The organism is Pseudomonas sp. S1(2024) (genome assembly GCF_046557535.1).
This window is the reverse complement of sequence record NZ_JBKGFP010000037.1, coordinates 74,478-90,719: the sequence shown is the minus strand read 5'-3', so window position 1 is coordinate 90,719 and position 16,242 is coordinate 74,478. Positions and strand designations below refer to the sequence as shown.

Here is a 16,242-nt window from a genome sequence, read left to right as displayed (position 1 = left end):
GGTGCCATCCACCTCAGAGCCTGCTTCGCGGCGGTTCGACGCATCGACGTGCCCGCTCCCACAGGGTCGGTTGTCAGCCGTTGCAACTCAGCAGCCGCACAGCGCGCTGTCGATCACCTTGCGCAGTTCCAGCGGGTGGTCCACCACCACATCGGCGCCCCAGTTGTTGGGGTTGTCCTCTGGATGAATATAGCCGTAGCGCACTGCCGCCGTGCGAGTACCGGCGTCGCGGCCAGACTCGATGTCGCGCAGGTCGTCGCCGACGAACAGTACGCTGGCCGGGTCCAGGCCGAGGGTCTTGCAGGCGAGGATCAGCGGCTCGGGGTCGGGCTTGCTGTTCTTGACGTGGTCCGGGCAGATCAGCAGCGCCGAACGCTCGGCCAGGCCCAGTTGCTGCATGATCGGCTCGGCAAAGCGCACCGGTTTGTTGGTGACCACGCCCCACAGCAGGTTGCCTTTCTCGATGTCGGCCAGCAGCTCGGCCATGCCGTCGAACAGCTTGCTGTGCACCGCGCAGTCGCGCTGGTAGCGCTCGAGGAACTCCAGGCGCAGGGCTTCGAAGCCCTCGGCCTCCGGGCTGATGGCGAAGGTCGCGGCGACCATCGCGCGGGCACCGCCGGAGATCACGTCGCGGATCACCTTGTCATCGACGGCCGGCAGGCCGCGCTCGGCGAGCATGGCCTGGCAGATGGCGATGAAGTCCGGCGCCGTGTCGAGCAAGGTGCCGTCCATGTCGAAGAGTACTGCTCGCAAACTCATGTTTATTCCTCGCGCAGGGTCTGGACCATGTAGTTGACGTCGACGTCGCTGCTGAGCTTGTAGTGCTTGGTCAGTGGGTTGTAGGTCAGGCCGATGATGTCTTTCACCTGAAGGCCGGCAACGCGGCTCCAGGCGCCCAGCTCGGACGGGCGGATGAACTTCTTGAAGTCGTGGGTGCCGCGCGGCAGCATCTTCAGGATGTACTCGGCGCCGACGATGGCCAGCAGGTAGGCCTTGGGGTTGCGGTTGATGGTGGAGAAGAACACCTGGCCGCCAGGCTTGACCATGCGGTAGCAGGCGCGGATGACCGAAGACGGGTCGGGCACGTGCTCGAGCATTTCCAGGCAGGTGACCACGTCGAACTGTTCGGGCATTTCCTCGGCCAGGGCTTCGGCGGTGATCTGCCGGTATTCCACCTGCACGCCCGACTCCAGCTGGTGCAGCTGGGCCACGGCCAGTGGCGCCTCGCCCATGTCGATGCCGGTGACCGTGGCGCCGCGCAGGGCCATCGCCTCGCTGAGGATGCCGCCGCCGCAACCCACGTCCAGCACCTTCTTGCCGGCGAGGCTGACGCGCTCGTCGATCCAGTTGACGCGCAGCGGGTTGATTTCGTGCAGCGGCTTGAACTCGCTTTCGCGGTCCCACCAGCGGTGGGCCAGCGCTTCGAACTTGGCGATTTCGGCGCGGTCGACGTTGCTCATTAGAACAGTCCTCTGAAACTTCGCAAAATTGCGCCGGAGTATACCCGAGCGCTCGGCCCCGAGGGTCGCTATAATCGCCGGCTTTTGATATCCGAACGACGGGGAGAGGCGATGCGCGAGCGACTTTTGGCGGCGGAGAAGGTGACCGGGATCCGCTGGCAGGGCGGCGTCCTGCACCTGCTCGACCAGCGCCTGCTGCCGTCGGAAGAGCGCTGGCTGGCCTGCGACAATGTCGCGCAGGTTGCAGCGGCGATCCGCGACATGGCCGTGCGCGGCGCCTCGGCCATCGGCATTGCCGCGGCCTATGGCCTGGTGCTGGCCCTGGAAGAGCGGCTGGCCGAGGGCGGCGACTGGGAAATGGACCTGGAGGAAGACTTCCTTGTCCTGGCTGAAGCGCGCCCTACCGCCGCCAACCTGTTCTGGGCGCTGAACCGCATGCGTGAGCGCCTGCAGCGCCTGCGTCCGGAGGAAGACGTGCTGGCGGCACTGGAGGCCGAGGCGGTGGCCATCCACGAGAGCGATCGCGAGGCCAACCTGACCATGGCCCAGCACGGTATCGAGCTGATCCGCCGCCACCAGGGCAACGCCCAGATCCTGCTCACCTATGGCAACGCCGGCGCCCTGGCCGGTGGTGGTTTCGGCACCGCGCTGGGGGTGATCCGCGCCGGTTACCTGGAGGGCATGGTCGAGCGGGTGTATGCCGGCGAGACCCGCCCCTGGCTGCATGGTTCGCGCCTGACCGCCTGGGAACTGGCCAACGAGGGCATCCCGGTGACCCTGTGCGCCGACTCGGCGCTGGCCCACCTGATGAAGAGCAAGGGCATCACCTGGGTGGTTGTGGGCGCGGACTGCATCGCCGCCAACGGCGATGTGGCCAGCAAGATCGGCACCTATCAGCTGGCGGTCAGCGCCATGCATCACGGCGTACGGTTCATGGTGGTGGCGCCGAGCACCAGCATCGACCTGAACCTGGCCACGGGCGAGGACATCCCGCTGGAAGAGCGCGCTGCCGACGAGTTGCTGGACATTGGCGGCACCCGCGTGGCGCCGGATGTCGAGGTGTTCAACCCGGTATTCGACGTGACCCCGGCCGACCTGGTCGACGTGATCGTGACCGAGCGCGGCATCGTCGAGCGGCCGGATGCCGCCAAGCTGGCGCAATTGATCTGCCGCAAGCGCCTGCACTGAACCTCGCTGGCCTCTTCGCGGGCGCGCCCGCTCCTACAGGGGCACCACCACTCTCGAGTGTTGCGATATCCCTGTGGGAGCGGGCGTGCCCGCGAAGAAGCCAATGAAAATCCTAAGATTCAACCTCGTGTGAGGCCACCTGCCACATCTCCCCACCGCCCCCGCCTTTGTGATAACATCCGGCAGTTTCCAAGACCGCCCACCACGGCGGCCTTCATTGCGCAGATCCATGGCACAACTCATTGATTTGTCGTAAGTCGTCGCACCCTTATGCGCTGCGGCGGCGAGCTTCGTTCGGCCCTTGATGGAGCTGCGAAGTTTCACCAGAAAAAGGAATCAGGCTTCTCATGGGCGAACTGGCCAAAGAAATCCTCCCGGTCAATATCGAAGACGAACTGAGACAGTCTTACCTCGACTACGCGATGAGCGTGATTGTCGGGCGAGCGCTGCCCGATGCGCGTGACGGCTTGAAGCCCGTGCATCGTCGCGTTCTCTATGCGATGAGCGAACTGGGCAACGACTGGAACAAGCCGTACAAGAAATCCGCCCGTGTGGTCGGTGACGTGATCGGTAAGTACCACCCGCACGGCGACACCGCGGTCTACGACACCATCGTGCGTATGGCCCAGCCGTTCTCGCTGCGCTACCTGCTGGTCGACGGCCAGGGCAACTTCGGTTCGGTGGACGGCGACAACGCCGCAGCCATGCGATACACCGAAGTGCGCATGGCCAAGCTGGCCCACGAGCTGCTGGCCGACCTGCACAAGGAAACCGTCGACTGGGTGCCCAACTACGACGGCACCGAGCAGATCCCGGCGGTCATGCCGACCCGTATTCCCAACCTGCTGGTCAACGGTTCTAGCGGTATCGCCGTGGGCATGGCGACCAACATCCCGCCGCACAACCTCGGCGAGGTCATCGATGGCTGCCTGGCACTCATCGACAACCCTGAAGTCACCATCGATGAGCTGATGCAGCACATCCCTGGCCCGGACTTCCCGACTGCCGGCCTGATCAACGGCCGCCAGGGCATCATCGAGGCCTATCGCACCGGCCGTGGCCGCATCTACATGCGCGCCCGTTCCGAGATCGAAGACATCGACAAGGTTGGTGGCCGCCAGCAGATCGTGGTTACCGAGCTGCCGTACCAGCTGAACAAGGCTCGCCTGATCGAGAAGATCGCCGAGCTGGTCAAAGAGAAGAAGATCGAAGGCATCACCGAGCTGCGCGACGAGTCCGACAAGGACGGTATGCGCATCGTCATCGAGCTGCGTCGCGGCGAGGTGCCGGAGGTGGTGCTCAACAACCTCTACCAGCAAACCCAGCTGCAGAGCGTATTCGGCATCAACGTGGTGGCCCTGGTCGACGGCCGTCCGCGCCTGCTCAACCTCAAGGACCTGCTCGAAGCGTTCGTGCGTCACCGTCGTGAAGTGGTGACCCGTCGTACCGTGTTCGAGCTGCGCAAGGCCCGCGAACGCGGCCATATCCTCGAAGGCCAGGCGGTCGCGCTGTCCAACATCGATCCGGTCATCGCCCTGATCAAGGCCTCGCCGACCCCGTCCGAGGCCAAGGAAGCCCTGATCTCCACTGCCTGGGAATCCAGTGCCGTGCAGGTCATGGTCGAGCGCGCCGGCGCCGATTCCTGCCGCCCCGAGGACCTGCCGGAGCAGTACGGCCTGCGTGAAGGCAAGTACTACCTGTCGCCGGAACAGGCCCAGGCCATTCTCGACCTGCGCCTGCACCGCCTGACCGGCCTGGAGCACGAGAAGCTGCTGGCCGAGTACCAGGAAATCCTCGAGCAGATCGGCGAACTGATCCGCATCCTCAGCAGCGCCGAGCGCCTGATGGAAGTGATCCGCGAAGAGCTGGAAGCCATCCGCGCCGAATATGGCGATGCCCGCCGTACCGAAATCCTCGATGCGCGCCACGACCTCAACTACGGCGACATGATCCCGGAAGAAGAGCGCGTGGTGACCATCTCCCACGGCGGCTACGCCAAGACCCAGCCGCTGTCCGCCTACCAGGCCCAGCGCCGTGGCGGCAAAGGCAAGTCGGCTACCGGGGTGAAGGACGAGGACTACGTCGAGCACCTGCTGGTTGCCAACAGCCATGCCACCCTGCTGCTGTTCTCCAGCAAGGGCAAGGTGTACTGGCTGAAGACCTACGACATCCCTGAAGCGTCCCGCGCCGCCCGCGGCCGCCCGCTGGTCAACCTGTTGCCGCTGGAGGAAGGTGAGCGCATCACCGCCATGCTGCAGATCGACCTCGAGGCCCTGCAGCAGAACGCTGACGCCGACGAAGAGCTGGAGGACGCGGAAGACACCGTGCTCGAAGGCGAAGTGGTCGAGGCCGAGGAAGTGGACGAGGAAGACGGCGACACCCCTGAATGGGTGGCCGAGCCGACCGGCGCCTACATCTTCATGGCCACCGCTTCGGGTACCGTGAAGAAGACCCCGCTGGTGCAGTTCGCCCGTCCGCGCTCCAACGGCCTGATCGCCCTGAAGCTCAAGGAAGGTGACACCCTGATCGCCGCGGCCATCACCGACGGCGCCAAGGAAGTCATGATGTTCTCCGACGCCGGCAAGGTGATCCGCTTCGCTGAAAGCGTGGTGCGCGAGATGGGCCGTAACGCCCGTGGCGTGCGCGGCATGAAGCTGGGCAAGGGCCAGCAGATCATCTCCATGCTGATCCCGGAATCTGGCGCGCAGATCCTCACCGCCTCCGAGCGTGGCTTCGGCAAGCGTACTCCGCTGTCCAAGTTCCCGCGTCGCGGCCGTGGTGGCCAGGGTGTGATCGCCATGGGCACCAAGGGGCGCAACGGTCTGTTGATCGGTGCCATCCAGGTTCAGGAAGGCGAGGAGATCATGCTGATCTCCGACCAGGGCACGCTGGTGCGTACCCGCGTTGGCGAGGTGTCCAGCCTGGGTCGTAACACTCAGGGTGTGACCTTGATCAAGCTGGCTACCGACGAGACGCTGGTGGGCCTGGAGCGTATCCAGGAGCCTTCCGAGGACGAACTCGATGATGTGATCGAGACGGACGAAGAGGGCGTCGAGGCTGAAGCGCCAGACAACGAAGAAGCTGCTGGTGCCGAAGAGGCCCCGCAGGAGTAAGCAAGCGTAAAACCCGAACGGGGCGACCAAGGTCGCCCCGTTTGACTGATCAGGCCAGGTCATTGGGGCCGCTGTGCGGCCCATCGCCGGCAAGCCGGGCTCCCACAGGTTCAGCGCGAGCTTCGGGGTTTGCGCAGTCCCTGTGGGAGCTGGCTTGCCGGCGATGGCCTGCAAGGCAGGCCCATGACAGGCGACACAGTTTTAGTTGGTCAGCACCGAATTACGATTTTGTACCATTTGGCAGAGCGAGAGTGGATGTGAGCAAACGAGCCTTTAACTTCTGCGCGGGCCCTGCCGCGCTTCCTGATGCTGTTCTGCAGCGCGCCCAGGCCGAGATGATGGATTGGCGTGGCAAGGGCTTGTCGGTGATGGAAATGAGCCATCGTAGCGACGATTACGTGGCCATCGCCGAAAAGGCCGAGCAGGACTTGCGTGACCTGCTGTCCGTCCCCTCCAACTACAAGGTGCTGTTCCTGCAGGGCGGCGCCAGCCAGCAGTTCGCCGAAATCCCGCTGAACCTGCTGCCGGAAAACGGCACCGCCGACTACATCGAGACCGGTATCTGGTCGAAAAAGGCCATCGAGGAAGGGCGCCGCTTCGGCAACGTCAACGTCGCCGCCAGCGCCAAGCCCTACGACTACCTGGCCATCCCGGGCCAGAACGAGTGGAAGCTGACCAAGAACGCTGCCTACGTGCACTATGCGTCCAACGAGACCATTGGTGGGCTGCAGTTCGACTGGGTGCCGGAAACCGGTGACGTGCCACTGGTGGTCGACATGTCGTCCGACATCCTCTCGCGCCCGATCGACGTGTCGCAGTACGGCCTGATCTACGCCGGCGCGCAGAAGAACATCGGCCCGAGCGGCCTGGTAGTGGTGATCGTGCGCGAAGACCTGCTGGGCCGCGCCCGCAGCAGCTGCCCGACCATGCTCGACTACAAGGTATCGGCCGACAACGGCTCGATGTACAACACCCCGGCCACCTACTCCTGGTACCTCTCGGGCCTGGTGTTCGAGTGGCTGAAAGAGCAGGGTGGCGTCGATGCCATGGAGCAGCGCAACCGCGCCAAGAAAGACCGCCTGTACGGCTTCATCGACAGCAGCGAGTTCTACACCAACCCGATCAGCCACAACGCCCGTTCGTGGATGAACGTGCCGTTCCGCCTGGCTGACGAGCGCCTGGACAAGGCCTTCCTCGCCGGCGCCGATGCCCGTGGCCTGCTCAACCTCAAGGGCCACCGTTCGGTAGGCGGCATGCGCGCCTCCATCTACAATGCCCTGGGCCTTGAAGCAGTCGAAGCCCTGGTGGCCTACATGGCCGAATTCGAGAAGGAGCACGGCTGATGTCCGAGCACGAACTGAAGGCGTTGCGCGTTCGCATCGACAGCCTCGACGAGAAGATCCTCGAGCTGATCAGCGAGCGCGCCCGGTGCGCCCAGGAAGTGGCCAAGGTCAAGACCGCCTCGCTGGCGGAAGGCGAAAAACCGGTGTTCTACCGCCCCGAGCGTGAAGCCGCCGTGCTCAAGCGCGTGATGGAGCGCAACAAGGGGCCGCTGGACAACGAAGAGATGGCACGGCTGTTCCGCGAAATCATGTCGTCGTGCCTGGCCCTGGAAGAGCCGCTGAAAATCGCCTACCTCGGCCCTGAAGGCACCTTCACCCAGGCTGCGGCCATGAAGCACTTCGGCCACGCGGTGATCAGCCGGCCGATGGCGGCCATCGACGAAGTGTTCCGCGAAGTGGCGGCCGGTGCCGTCAACTTCGGCGTGGTGCCGGTGGAAAACTCCACCGAAGGCGCGGTCAGCCACACCCTGGACAGCTTCCTCGAACACGACATGGTGATTTGCGGTGAGGTCGAGCTGCGCATCCACCACCACCTGCTGGTGGGCGAGAACACCAAAACCGATAGTATCACCCGCATCTACTCTCACGCCCAGTCGCTGGCCCAGTGCCGCAAGTGGCTGGACGCGCACTACCCGAACGTGGAGCGCGTGGCCGTGTCTAGCAATGCCGAGGCCGCCAAGCGGGTCAAGGGCGAGTGGAATTCGGCGGCGATCGCCGGCGACATGGCGGCCAACCTGTACGGGTTGACTCGCCTGGCCGAGAAGATCGAAGACCGCCCGGACAACTCCACGCGCTTCCTGATGATCGGTAACCAGGAAGTGCCGCCGACCGGCGACGACAAGACCTCGATCATCGTTTCGATGAGCAACAAGCCGGGTGCCTTGCACGAGCTGTTGGTACCGTTCCACCAGAACGGCATCGACCTGACTCGCATCGAGACTCGCCCGTCGCGTAGCGGCAAGTGGACCTACGTGTTCTTCATCGACTTCGTCGGCCACCACCGCGACCCGCTGATCAAGGCGGTGCTCGAGCAGATCAGCCAGGAGGCTGTGGCGCTGAAGGTGCTGGGGTCGTATCCGAAGGCGGTGCTTTGATCGAAGATTGCCGGGGCCGCAAAGCAGCCCCCTGCGGTCTCAAAGACTGTCCTGACTTCTGAACAGGGTTCGCACCAGTGGTAAAAGCAGTAACAACCAAACCCGCGCCAATCATCAACCGCCTGGTCGTGGTCGGCCTCGGCCTGATCGGTGGCTCGTTCGCCAAGGGCCTGCGTGAAAGCGGCCTATGCCGCGAAGTGGTCGGTGTCGACCTGGACGCCCCCTCGCGCAAGCAGGCCGTGGCCCTGGGCGTGGTCGATCGCTGCGAAGAAGACTTTGCCGCCGCCTGTGTCGGTGCCGATGTCATCCAGTTGGCCGTGCCGATCCTGGCCATGGAAAAAGTCCTGGCCCGCCTGGCCACGCTCGACCTTGGCGATGCCGTCATCACCGACGTCGGCAGCGCCAAGGGCAACGTCGTGCGTGAGGCGCGGGTGGTCTTTGGGGAGCGCTTGCCGCGCTTCGTCCCCGGCCACCCCATCGCCGGCTCCGAGCAGAGCGGGGTAGAGGCCTCCAATGCTGCCCTGTTCCGCCGACACAAGGTCATCCTCACGCCGCTGGCCGAAACCGACCCGGCCGCTCTGGCCCTGGTCGACCGCCTGTGGCGCGCGCTGGACGCCGATGTGGAGCACATGTCGGTCGAACGCCACGACGAAGTGCTTGCCGCCACCAGTCATCTGCCGCATCTGCTGGCCTTCGGCCTGGTCGATTCACTGGCCAAGCGCAATGAAAACCTCGAGATCTTCCGGTACGCTGCGGGAGGCTTCCGCGATTTCACGAGAATCGCCGGCAGCGACCCGACCATGTGGCACGACATCTTTCTCGCCAACCGCGACGCTGTCCTGCGCACGCTTGATACATATCGCAGCGATCTCGACGCCTTGCGCGACGCGATCGCTGAAGGGGACGGGCACCAGCTGCTGGGTGTATTCACCCGCGCACGCGTTGCCCGCGAGCATTTCAGTAAAATCCTGGCCCGCCGGGCCTATGTGGACGCTATGAACGCCAACGATCTGATTTTCCTGGCCCAACCGGGTGGCCGCCTGTCCGGGCGAATCCGCGTACCGGGCGACAAGTCGATTTCCCACCGCTCGATCATGCTCGGCTCGCTGGCCGAAGGCACCACCGAGGTCGAAGGCTTCCTCGAAGGTGAGGACGCGCTGGCGACCCTGCAGGCATTCCGTGACATGGGTGTGGTCATTGAAGGCCCGAACCACGGTCGCGTGACCATTCACGGTGTCGGCCTGCACGGCCTCAAGCCACCACCCGGGCCGCTATATGTGGGCAACTCGGGTACCTCGATGCGCCTGCTGTCGGGCCTGCTGGCCGGCCAGCCGTTCGACGTGACCATGACCGGCGACGCTTCGCTGTCCAAGCGCCCGATGAACCGCGTGGCCAACCCGCTGCGCGAAATGGGTGCCGTGGTCGAGACTGGCCCTGAAGGCCGCCCGCCGCTGACCATCCGTGGTGGCCACAAGCTCAAGGCGCTGACCTACACGCTGCCGATGGCCAGTGCCCAGGTCAAATCCTGCCTGCTGCTGGCCGGCCTGTACGCCGAAGGCAAGACCACCGTCACCGAGCCTGCACCAACCCGTGACCACACTGAGCGCATGCTGCGCGGCTTTGGCTACAGCGTCGAAAGCAACGGCCCGGTGGCCTCACTGCAGTCCGGCGGCAAGCTCACTGCTACCCGTATCGAAGTGCCGGCCGACATCTCCTCGGCGGCGTTCTTCCTGGTGGCAGCGTCCATCGCCGAAGGTTCCGAGCTGGTGCTGGAGCACGTTGGCATCAATCCGACCCGTACCGGCGTGATCGACATCCTGCGCCTGATGGGTGGCGACATCACTCTGGAAAACCAGCGTGAAGTCGGCGGCGAACCGGTGGCCGACCTGCGTGTGCGCGGCGCCAAGCTGAAGGGTATCGACATTCCTGAAGAGCTGGTGCCACTGGCCATCGACGAGTTCCCGGTGCTGTTCGTCGCCGCTGCCTGCGCCGAAGGGCGTACCGTGCTGCGTGGAGCCGAAGAGCTGCGGGTGAAGGAATCCGACCGTATCCAGGTCATGGCCGACGGCCTGATCACCCTTGGCATCAAGTGCGAGCCGACCCCGGACGGCATCATCATTGATGGCGGCCAGTTGGGCGGCGGCGAAGTGCATGGCCACGGTGACCACCGTATCGCCATGGCCTTCAGTGTTGCCTCGCTGCGCGCCAGCGCGCCGATCCGCATCCACGATTGCGCCAACGTCGCAACCTCGTTCCCCAACTTCCTGGCGCTGTGCGCCGAAGTGGGCATCCGCGTGGCGGAAGAGGGCAAGTCGTGAGTGCCCTGACGCCGGTTATCACCATCGATGGGCCAAGCGGTTCGGGCAAGGGTACGGTCGCCGGGCTGCTGGCCCGCGAGCTGGGCTGGAAGTTGCTGGACTCTGGCGCGCTGTACCGTCTGCTGGCGTTCAACGCCAGCAACCATGGCGTCGATTTGACCAACGAAGAGCTGCTGACCAAGCTTGCCGCCCATCTGGATGTGCAGTTCATCGCCGCCGAGCCCGGTAAGCTGCAACAGATCATCCTCGAGGGCGAGGACGTCAGCAACGTCATCCGCACCGAGACCGTCGGTGCCGGTGCCTCGATGGTTGCTTCGCTGCCGGCCGTGCGTGATGCACTGCTGGTGCGCCAGCGCGAATTCCGCGAGGCGCCTGGCCTGATAGCCGACGGACGCGATATGGGCACCGTAGTGTTCCCGGATGCGCCGTTGAAAGTCTTCCTCACCGCCAGCGCGGAGGAGCGAGCGCGTCGCCGCTACCTGCAGTTGAAGGGCAAGGGTGAAGATGTTAGTCTGTCGAGTCTGCTGGATGAGATTCGTGCGCGTGATGAGCGCGACACCCAACGTGCAGTGGCCCCGCTGAAGCCAGCGGCCGATGCCATTCAGTTGGACTCTACCGAGTTGTCCATCGAGCAGGTGTTGCAACGTATCAGGAGCGAGATCGCACTGCGCGACCTTCTCTGATAGCCAGGAAAGCAGGCAGGGGCACCAGTCAACGTCCTGCCGGCTTTCCTTTACTTAAAACAAACCCACATTGTCTGGAATGTGGCTATGGGCGTCTGTTTCGCCCGAATCTACAGGAATTAAAATGAGCGAAAGCTTTGCAGAACTCTTTGAAGAAAGCCTGAAAACCCTCAATCTTCAGCCGGGTGCCATCATCACCGGTATCGTTGTCGACATCGACGGCGACTGGGTTACCGTACACGCTGGCCTGAAGTCCGAGGGCGTCATCCCGCTCGAGCAGTTCTACAACGAAGCTGGCGAGCTGACCATCAAGGTCGGTGACGAAGTTCACGTTGCGCTGGACGCGGTCGAAGACGGCTTTGGCGAAACCAAGCTGTCCCGTGAAAAAGCCAAGCGCGCCGAGTGCTGGATTGTTCTGGAAGCAGCTTTCGCCGCCGAAGAAGTGGTCAAGGGCGTTATCAACGGTAAGGTTAAGGGCGGCTTCACTGTCGACGTTAACGGCATCCGTGCGTTCCTGCCGGGCTCCCTGGTTGATGTCCGCCCTGTGCGCGACACCACCCACCTGGAAGGCAAAGAGCTGGAATTCAAGGTCATCAAGCTGGACCAGAAGCGCAACAACGTTGTCGTTTCCCGTCGCAGCGTGCTGGAAGCCGAGAACAGCGCCGAGCGCGAAGCCCTGCTGGAAACCCTGCAGGAAGGCCAACAAGTCAAAGGTATCGTCAAGAACCTCACCGACTACGGCGCCTTCGTGGACCTGGGCGGTATCGACGGCCTGCTGCACATCACCGACATGGCTTGGAAGCGCATCAAGCACCCATCGGAAATCGTTAACGTTGGCGACGAAGTCGACGTACGCGTTCTGAAGTTCGACCGCGAGCGCAACCGCGTTTCGCTGGGTCTGAAGCAGATGGGCGAAGATCCGTGGGTAGCTATCACTGCCCGTTACCCAGAAGGTACTCGCGTACAGGCTCGCGTTACCAACCTGACCGACTACGGCTGCTTCGCTGAGCTGGAAGAAGGCGTTGAAGGTCTGGTACACGTTTCCGAAATGGACTGGACCAACAAGAACATCCACCCGTCGAAAGTCGTTCAGGTTGGCGACGAAGTGGAAGTCATGGTTCTGGACATCGACGAAGAGCGTCGTCGTATCTCCCTGGGCATCAAGCAGTGCAAGTCCAACCCATGGGAAGACTTCTCCGGCCAGTTCAACAAGGGTGACAAGATCACCGGTACCATCAAGTCGATCACCGACTTCGGTATCTTCATTGGTCTGGACGGCGGCATCGACGGCCTGGTTCACCTGTCCGACATCTCCTGGAACGAAACCGGCGAAGAAGCCGTACGTCGTTTCAAGAAGGGCGACGAGCTGGAAACCGTCATCCTGTCGGTTGACCCAGAGCGCGAGCGCATCTCCCTGGGCATCAAGCAGCTGGAAGACGATCCGTTCTCCAACTTCGTTGCTGTCAATGACAAGGGCGCTATCGTCAAGGGCATCGTGAAAGAAGTTGACGCCAAAGGCGCCATCGTCACTCTGGCCGACGACATCGAAGCTACTCTGAAAGCTTCCGAAATCAGCCGTGACCGCGTTGAAGACGCGCGTAACGTCCTGAAGGAAGGCGAAGAGATCGAAGCCAAGATCATCAGCGTTGACCGCAAGTCCCGCGTTATCAGCCTGTCGATCAAATCGAAAGACGACGCTGAAGAGCGCGAAGCCATCCAGAGCCTGAAAAACGCTCCGGAAGCGGCTGCCGACACCACCATGGCTGCGCTGCTGCGCGAAGCGATGGCCAAGCAGAACTGAGTTCTGTTTGATCGGTAAAAAAGGGCGACCCTCGGGTCGCCTTTTTTTATGCCTGTCGCGCAAGATGCAAGGTCCGAGAGGGTGTCGCATTACCTGTGGAAGCGGGTGGCGCAGGCATTACAAGGCATGCACGATCCCTGTAGGAGCGGGTTTACCCGCGAAGCAGGCGCCGCGGTGTATGGCACCGGCTGCGCCGGTGTTCGCGGGTGAACCCGCTCCCACCTGGGTGGCGCAGGCATGCAACGCATGTGGCATCTCTGCGGTGCAGCGCTCTTGCCCAGGCTTCCAAAAAGCTTACACGATACCTGTGGCAGCCGGCTTGCCGGCGATGAGGCCGGCCCTGCCAACCCCATCCAGCTAGACCATTCCTGTAAAACTTCAATCTTGAATTTTTTTATTAAGTCAAGAACCACCCTGTTCAAATCCTTCCCAGCGTGCTACAAACTGGTTAAGCAATGATCTAGCTGCTTGATAACGAAGGGAAAAATATGACGAAGTCGGAGCTGATCGAACGTATTGTCACCCATCAGGGGCTGCTCTCGTCCAAGGACGTGGAGCTGGCCATCAAGACCATGCTTGAGCAGATGTCACAATGCCTTGCCACCGGCGATCGCATCGAGATCCGCGGTTTTGGTAGCTTCTCGCTGCACTATCGCGCACCTCGTGTAGGCCGCAACCCTAAGACCGGCCAGTCGGTCAGCCTCGAAGGCAAGTTCGTGCCGCACTTCAAGCCCGGTAAAGAGTTGCGCGATCGGGTCAATGAAGAAGAGCATGAGGCCCACACCTGATTCCACAAGGAGCAATCTGATGCGTAACCTCAAGCGCGCCCTGGCGGCGGTATTCGTGCTGCTGTTGGCGGCTGTGGTGTTGTTCTTCGTGCTGGAGAACCAGCAAACTGTCTCGTTGGTACTGTTCGGTTGGGCCGCCCCGGCCATGCCGGTTGCCGTGCTGGTGTTGGCCGCCCTGGTCATTGGCCTGGCAGTCGGGCCGTTGCTGGGTGCCTACGGCGTGCAGCGAAGCAAACGCAAGATCAGGGCGTCTGCCCGTCAGGCAGCACTGAGCGGCAACTAAAGAAATATCCTACGCACTTTTAGGAAAGGCTCACCTATGCGTCAGTCGGCTGTCGTGGAGTAATAGCCCACTTCATTTTCGGCCCAGGCGAGTGTGCGTAGCATGGAGTACCCCTGTCTTTCCCATCACGGTGGTACCCGGGGTGTCACCGGGTCCTGTCACCAACTGCACCTGGACTCGTCCACCAGCTTGCTGGTCGACTGCGGCCTGGAACAGGGTGCCGATGCGCCGCCCCGGTTCAGAAACCGCCCCGCTCGGTTTTGATATCCAGGGCATTCGGGCGCTGGTCATTACCCATGTGCACCTCGACCATGTCGGCCGCATATCCGCTTTGCTGGCGGCGGGCTACCGAGGCCCGATATTCTGCAGCGAGCCGTCCGCCCGGTTGCTGCCACTGGTGCTTGAAGATTCCTACAAGCTCAGCATCAGCAGCGAGCCCGCCCATGTGGCGCGGTATCTTGAGTTTATTGAAGGTTTGATAGTGCCTTTGCCGTTCGAGCAGTGGCACGACGTTGTCCTGGAGCCGGGGCTGGAATGCCGCATCCGCCTGCAGCGTGCAGGGCACCTGCTGGGTTCGGCATATGTCGAGTGCGACCTGCTGCTTGGGCAGGCAAACACCCGCTACGTGTTTTCAGGTGACCTGGGCAGCGCCGGCAACCCTTTGCTGCGCCCGCTCCAGCCCCCGGAGCGGGCAGACGTGCTTGTACTGGAAAGCACCTACGGTGACCGCTTGCATCCGGTGGCTGGCGATCGTCTGCAGCAGTTGGAGGTCGCTATCGATCGTGCCTTGGCAGATAAGGGCACCATCCTAATCCCGGCATTCAGCCTGGGTCGTACGCAGGAGCTCCTGTACGAGCTGGAAGATATTCTGCACCGCAGGGCGTTGTTGGGTGTTGAAGCGCCTGCCAACGGGGGTGATCCGTTCAACTGGTCACAATTGCCCATTATCCTTGACTCGCCGTTGGCCCAGCGTATAACCACCGTCTACCGGGAATTGCATGAGTTCTGGAACGAAGAGGCGAGGGCGCGGCTTGCTGAAGGGCGTGATCCGCTCGGGTTCAACCAGCTCATCTGCGTCGACAGCCATGCCAAGCACCAGCAAGTGGTCAACTACCTGAGCAGCACAGGGCGTCCGGCAATCGTCATCGCTGGCAACGGCATGTGTTCGGGTGGGCGGATTGTGAATTACCTCAAGGCCATGCTGGGGGATGCGCGGCATGAGGTGATGTTTGTGGGGTATCAGGCCAAGGGCACGCCAGGGGCGGTGATTCAGGCTAGCGAGGGGGCAGAGGGGTTTGTGCAGATTGACCTAGACGGACAGATGTATGAAATCAATGCCAAGGTTCTTAGTTTAAGTGGGTATTCGGGGCATGCGGATCAGGCGGGGTTGGTACGGTTTGTGGTAGGGTGCGAGCCGCTGCGGGTGGTGCTGGTGCATGGGGAGGCGAGGGCTAAGCAAGTGCTCGCTCGGGTGCTGCGGGAGCTGCTTGCCCAAGTCGGAAATGAGGTGGATGTCACAATTGCGTGATGACCATTGGGTGGGGTTGGTCGAAGCCCCGGTGATTGCCTTGCGTTTGGCTTGCGTTATGCTCGCTTCACTATTGTACGAGGCGAAGCTGTATATTCAGCCTCCTCCCCAAGGCGAGATTGTTCGGCTCACCTTCAGGCATGGTGAAGGCACGGGGCTCGCGCCCCTCATTCCTAAGGAAACTCTGAAGAAGACCTCCAAATTTGGCAAAATACGTGACCTCAAACGCCGAGATACCAGATGAGGCAGATGACCTGTACCGACGCTGAGTACGCCGGTAAGCGCAAGCAGACTCGCAAGGAGTTGTTCCTGATCGAGATGGATCAGGTGATGCTCTGGAAGAGCTTGAGCGCCCTGATCCAGCCGTACTATCCAACGGGTGAGGGGGGACGGCCTATTCACTGATGCTGATGCTGCGCGTGCATCTAAAGTAGAACTGGTTCGGCTGCAAGATACGGCAGTGGAAGAAGCTCTGTTTGAAACGACCACCCTGCGTAAGTTTGTAGGCCTGAATCTGGATATAATCCCGGATGAGACCGCCATCCTCAACTTCCGTAAAACTACTGCATTGTGATGAAAATATTGTCTTCGCTGGCGCGGACTATGCTGGGGCTGAGGAGCGTTATGAAATTATGTCTTGACT

11 protein-coding genes and 2 pseudogenes are annotated in these 16,242 nt (G+C 62.4%); 11 read left to right on the top strand and 2 right to left on the bottom strand.

Features of this window, described 5'->3' with window-relative positions:
- Nucleotides 1-87 precede the first annotated feature (87 nt).
- Complete coding sequence (gene mupP / locus ACLCGK_RS10930; RefSeq protein ID WP_024086445.1) at nucleotides 88-759, bottom strand: N-acetylmuramic acid 6-phosphate phosphatase MupP; 672 nt, start codon at nucleotides 757-759, stop codon at nucleotides 88-90.
- A 2-nt stretch (nucleotides 760-761) separates the two neighbouring features.
- Nucleotides 762-1,460 (bottom strand): bifunctional 2-polyprenyl-6-hydroxyphenol methylase/3-demethylubiquinol 3-O-methyltransferase UbiG, encoded by a 699-nt coding sequence (gene ubiG, locus ACLCGK_RS10925; RefSeq protein ID WP_003260863.1) that lies wholly within the window; start codon nucleotides 1,458-1,460, stop codon nucleotides 762-764.
- Between the two features lie 111 nt (nucleotides 1,461-1,571).
- On the opposite strand from ubiG, the gene mtnA reads away from it, so the two are divergent.
- The 11 genes and pseudogenes from mtnA to ACLCGK_RS10870 all read left to right on the top strand — a co-directional run.
- A complete protein-coding gene (gene mtnA, locus ACLCGK_RS10920) occupies nucleotides 1,572-2,648 on the top strand; it encodes an S-methyl-5-thioribose-1-phosphate isomerase (protein ID WP_410951989.1) in 1,077 nt (358 codons plus the stop codon).
- Between the two features lie 347 nt (nucleotides 2,649-2,995).
- The gene (gene gyrA, locus ACLCGK_RS10915) at nucleotides 2,996-5,761 is read left to right on the top strand and encodes a DNA gyrase subunit A (RefSeq protein ID WP_085589990.1); all 2,766 of its coding nucleotides are present in this window, start codon (nucleotides 2,996-2,998) and stop codon (nucleotides 5,759-5,761) included.
- Between the two features lie 257 nt (nucleotides 5,762-6,018).
- The gene (gene serC / locus ACLCGK_RS10910) at nucleotides 6,019-7,104 is read left to right on the top strand and encodes a 3-phosphoserine/phosphohydroxythreonine transaminase (protein ID WP_024086447.1); all 1,086 of its coding nucleotides are present in this window, start codon (nucleotides 6,019-6,021) and stop codon (nucleotides 7,102-7,104) included.
- On the top strand, nucleotides 7,104-8,198 hold the full coding sequence (gene pheA, locus ACLCGK_RS10905; protein WP_013971453.1) for a prephenate dehydratase: 1,095 nt from the start codon (nucleotides 7,104-7,106) through the stop codon (nucleotides 8,196-8,198). The genes serC and pheA overlap by 1 nt, the downstream gene beginning before the upstream one ends.
- Before the next feature lie 110 nt (nucleotides 8,199-8,308).
- Nucleotides 8,309-10,516, top strand: coding sequence for a bifunctional prephenate dehydrogenase/3-phosphoshikimate 1-carboxyvinyltransferase (locus ACLCGK_RS10900; protein ID WP_410952000.1), 2,208 nt, complete (start codon nucleotides 8,309-8,311; stop codon nucleotides 10,514-10,516).
- Entirely contained in the window at nucleotides 10,513-11,199 is a 687-nt protein-coding gene (gene cmk / locus ACLCGK_RS10895) for a (d)CMP kinase (RefSeq protein ID WP_013971455.1), read from the top strand. Before ACLCGK_RS10900 ends, cmk begins: the two co-directional genes overlap by 4 nt.
- 124 nt (nucleotides 11,200-11,323) lie before the next feature.
- The gene (gene rpsA / locus ACLCGK_RS10890) at nucleotides 11,324-13,000 is read left to right on the top strand and encodes a 30S ribosomal protein S1 (RefSeq protein ID WP_003252673.1); all 1,677 of its coding nucleotides are present in this window, start codon (nucleotides 11,324-11,326) and stop codon (nucleotides 12,998-13,000) included.
- A 488-nt stretch (nucleotides 13,001-13,488) separates the two neighbouring features.
- The gene (gene ihfB / locus ACLCGK_RS10885; RefSeq protein WP_013971456.1) at nucleotides 13,489-13,788 is read left to right on the top strand and encodes an integration host factor subunit beta; all 300 of its coding nucleotides are present in this window, start codon (nucleotides 13,489-13,491) and stop codon (nucleotides 13,786-13,788) included.
- A gap of 19 nt (nucleotides 13,789-13,807) precedes the next feature.
- Nucleotides 13,808-14,071: a lipopolysaccharide assembly protein LapA domain-containing protein gene (locus tag ACLCGK_RS10880; protein WP_016715026.1), complete on the top strand. Its 264-nt coding sequence runs from the start codon at nucleotides 13,808-13,810 to the stop codon at nucleotides 14,069-14,071.
- A 102-nt stretch (nucleotides 14,072-14,173) separates the two neighbouring features.
- Nucleotides 14,174-15,599: pseudogene (locus ACLCGK_RS10875) on the top strand (MBL fold metallo-hydrolase RNA specificity domain-containing protein).
- Between the two features lie 240 nt (nucleotides 15,600-15,839).
- Nucleotides 15,840-16,158, top strand: a pseudogene (locus ACLCGK_RS10870) (transposase); the annotation flags it as partial.
- Nucleotides 16,159-16,242: the final 84 nt, after the last annotated feature.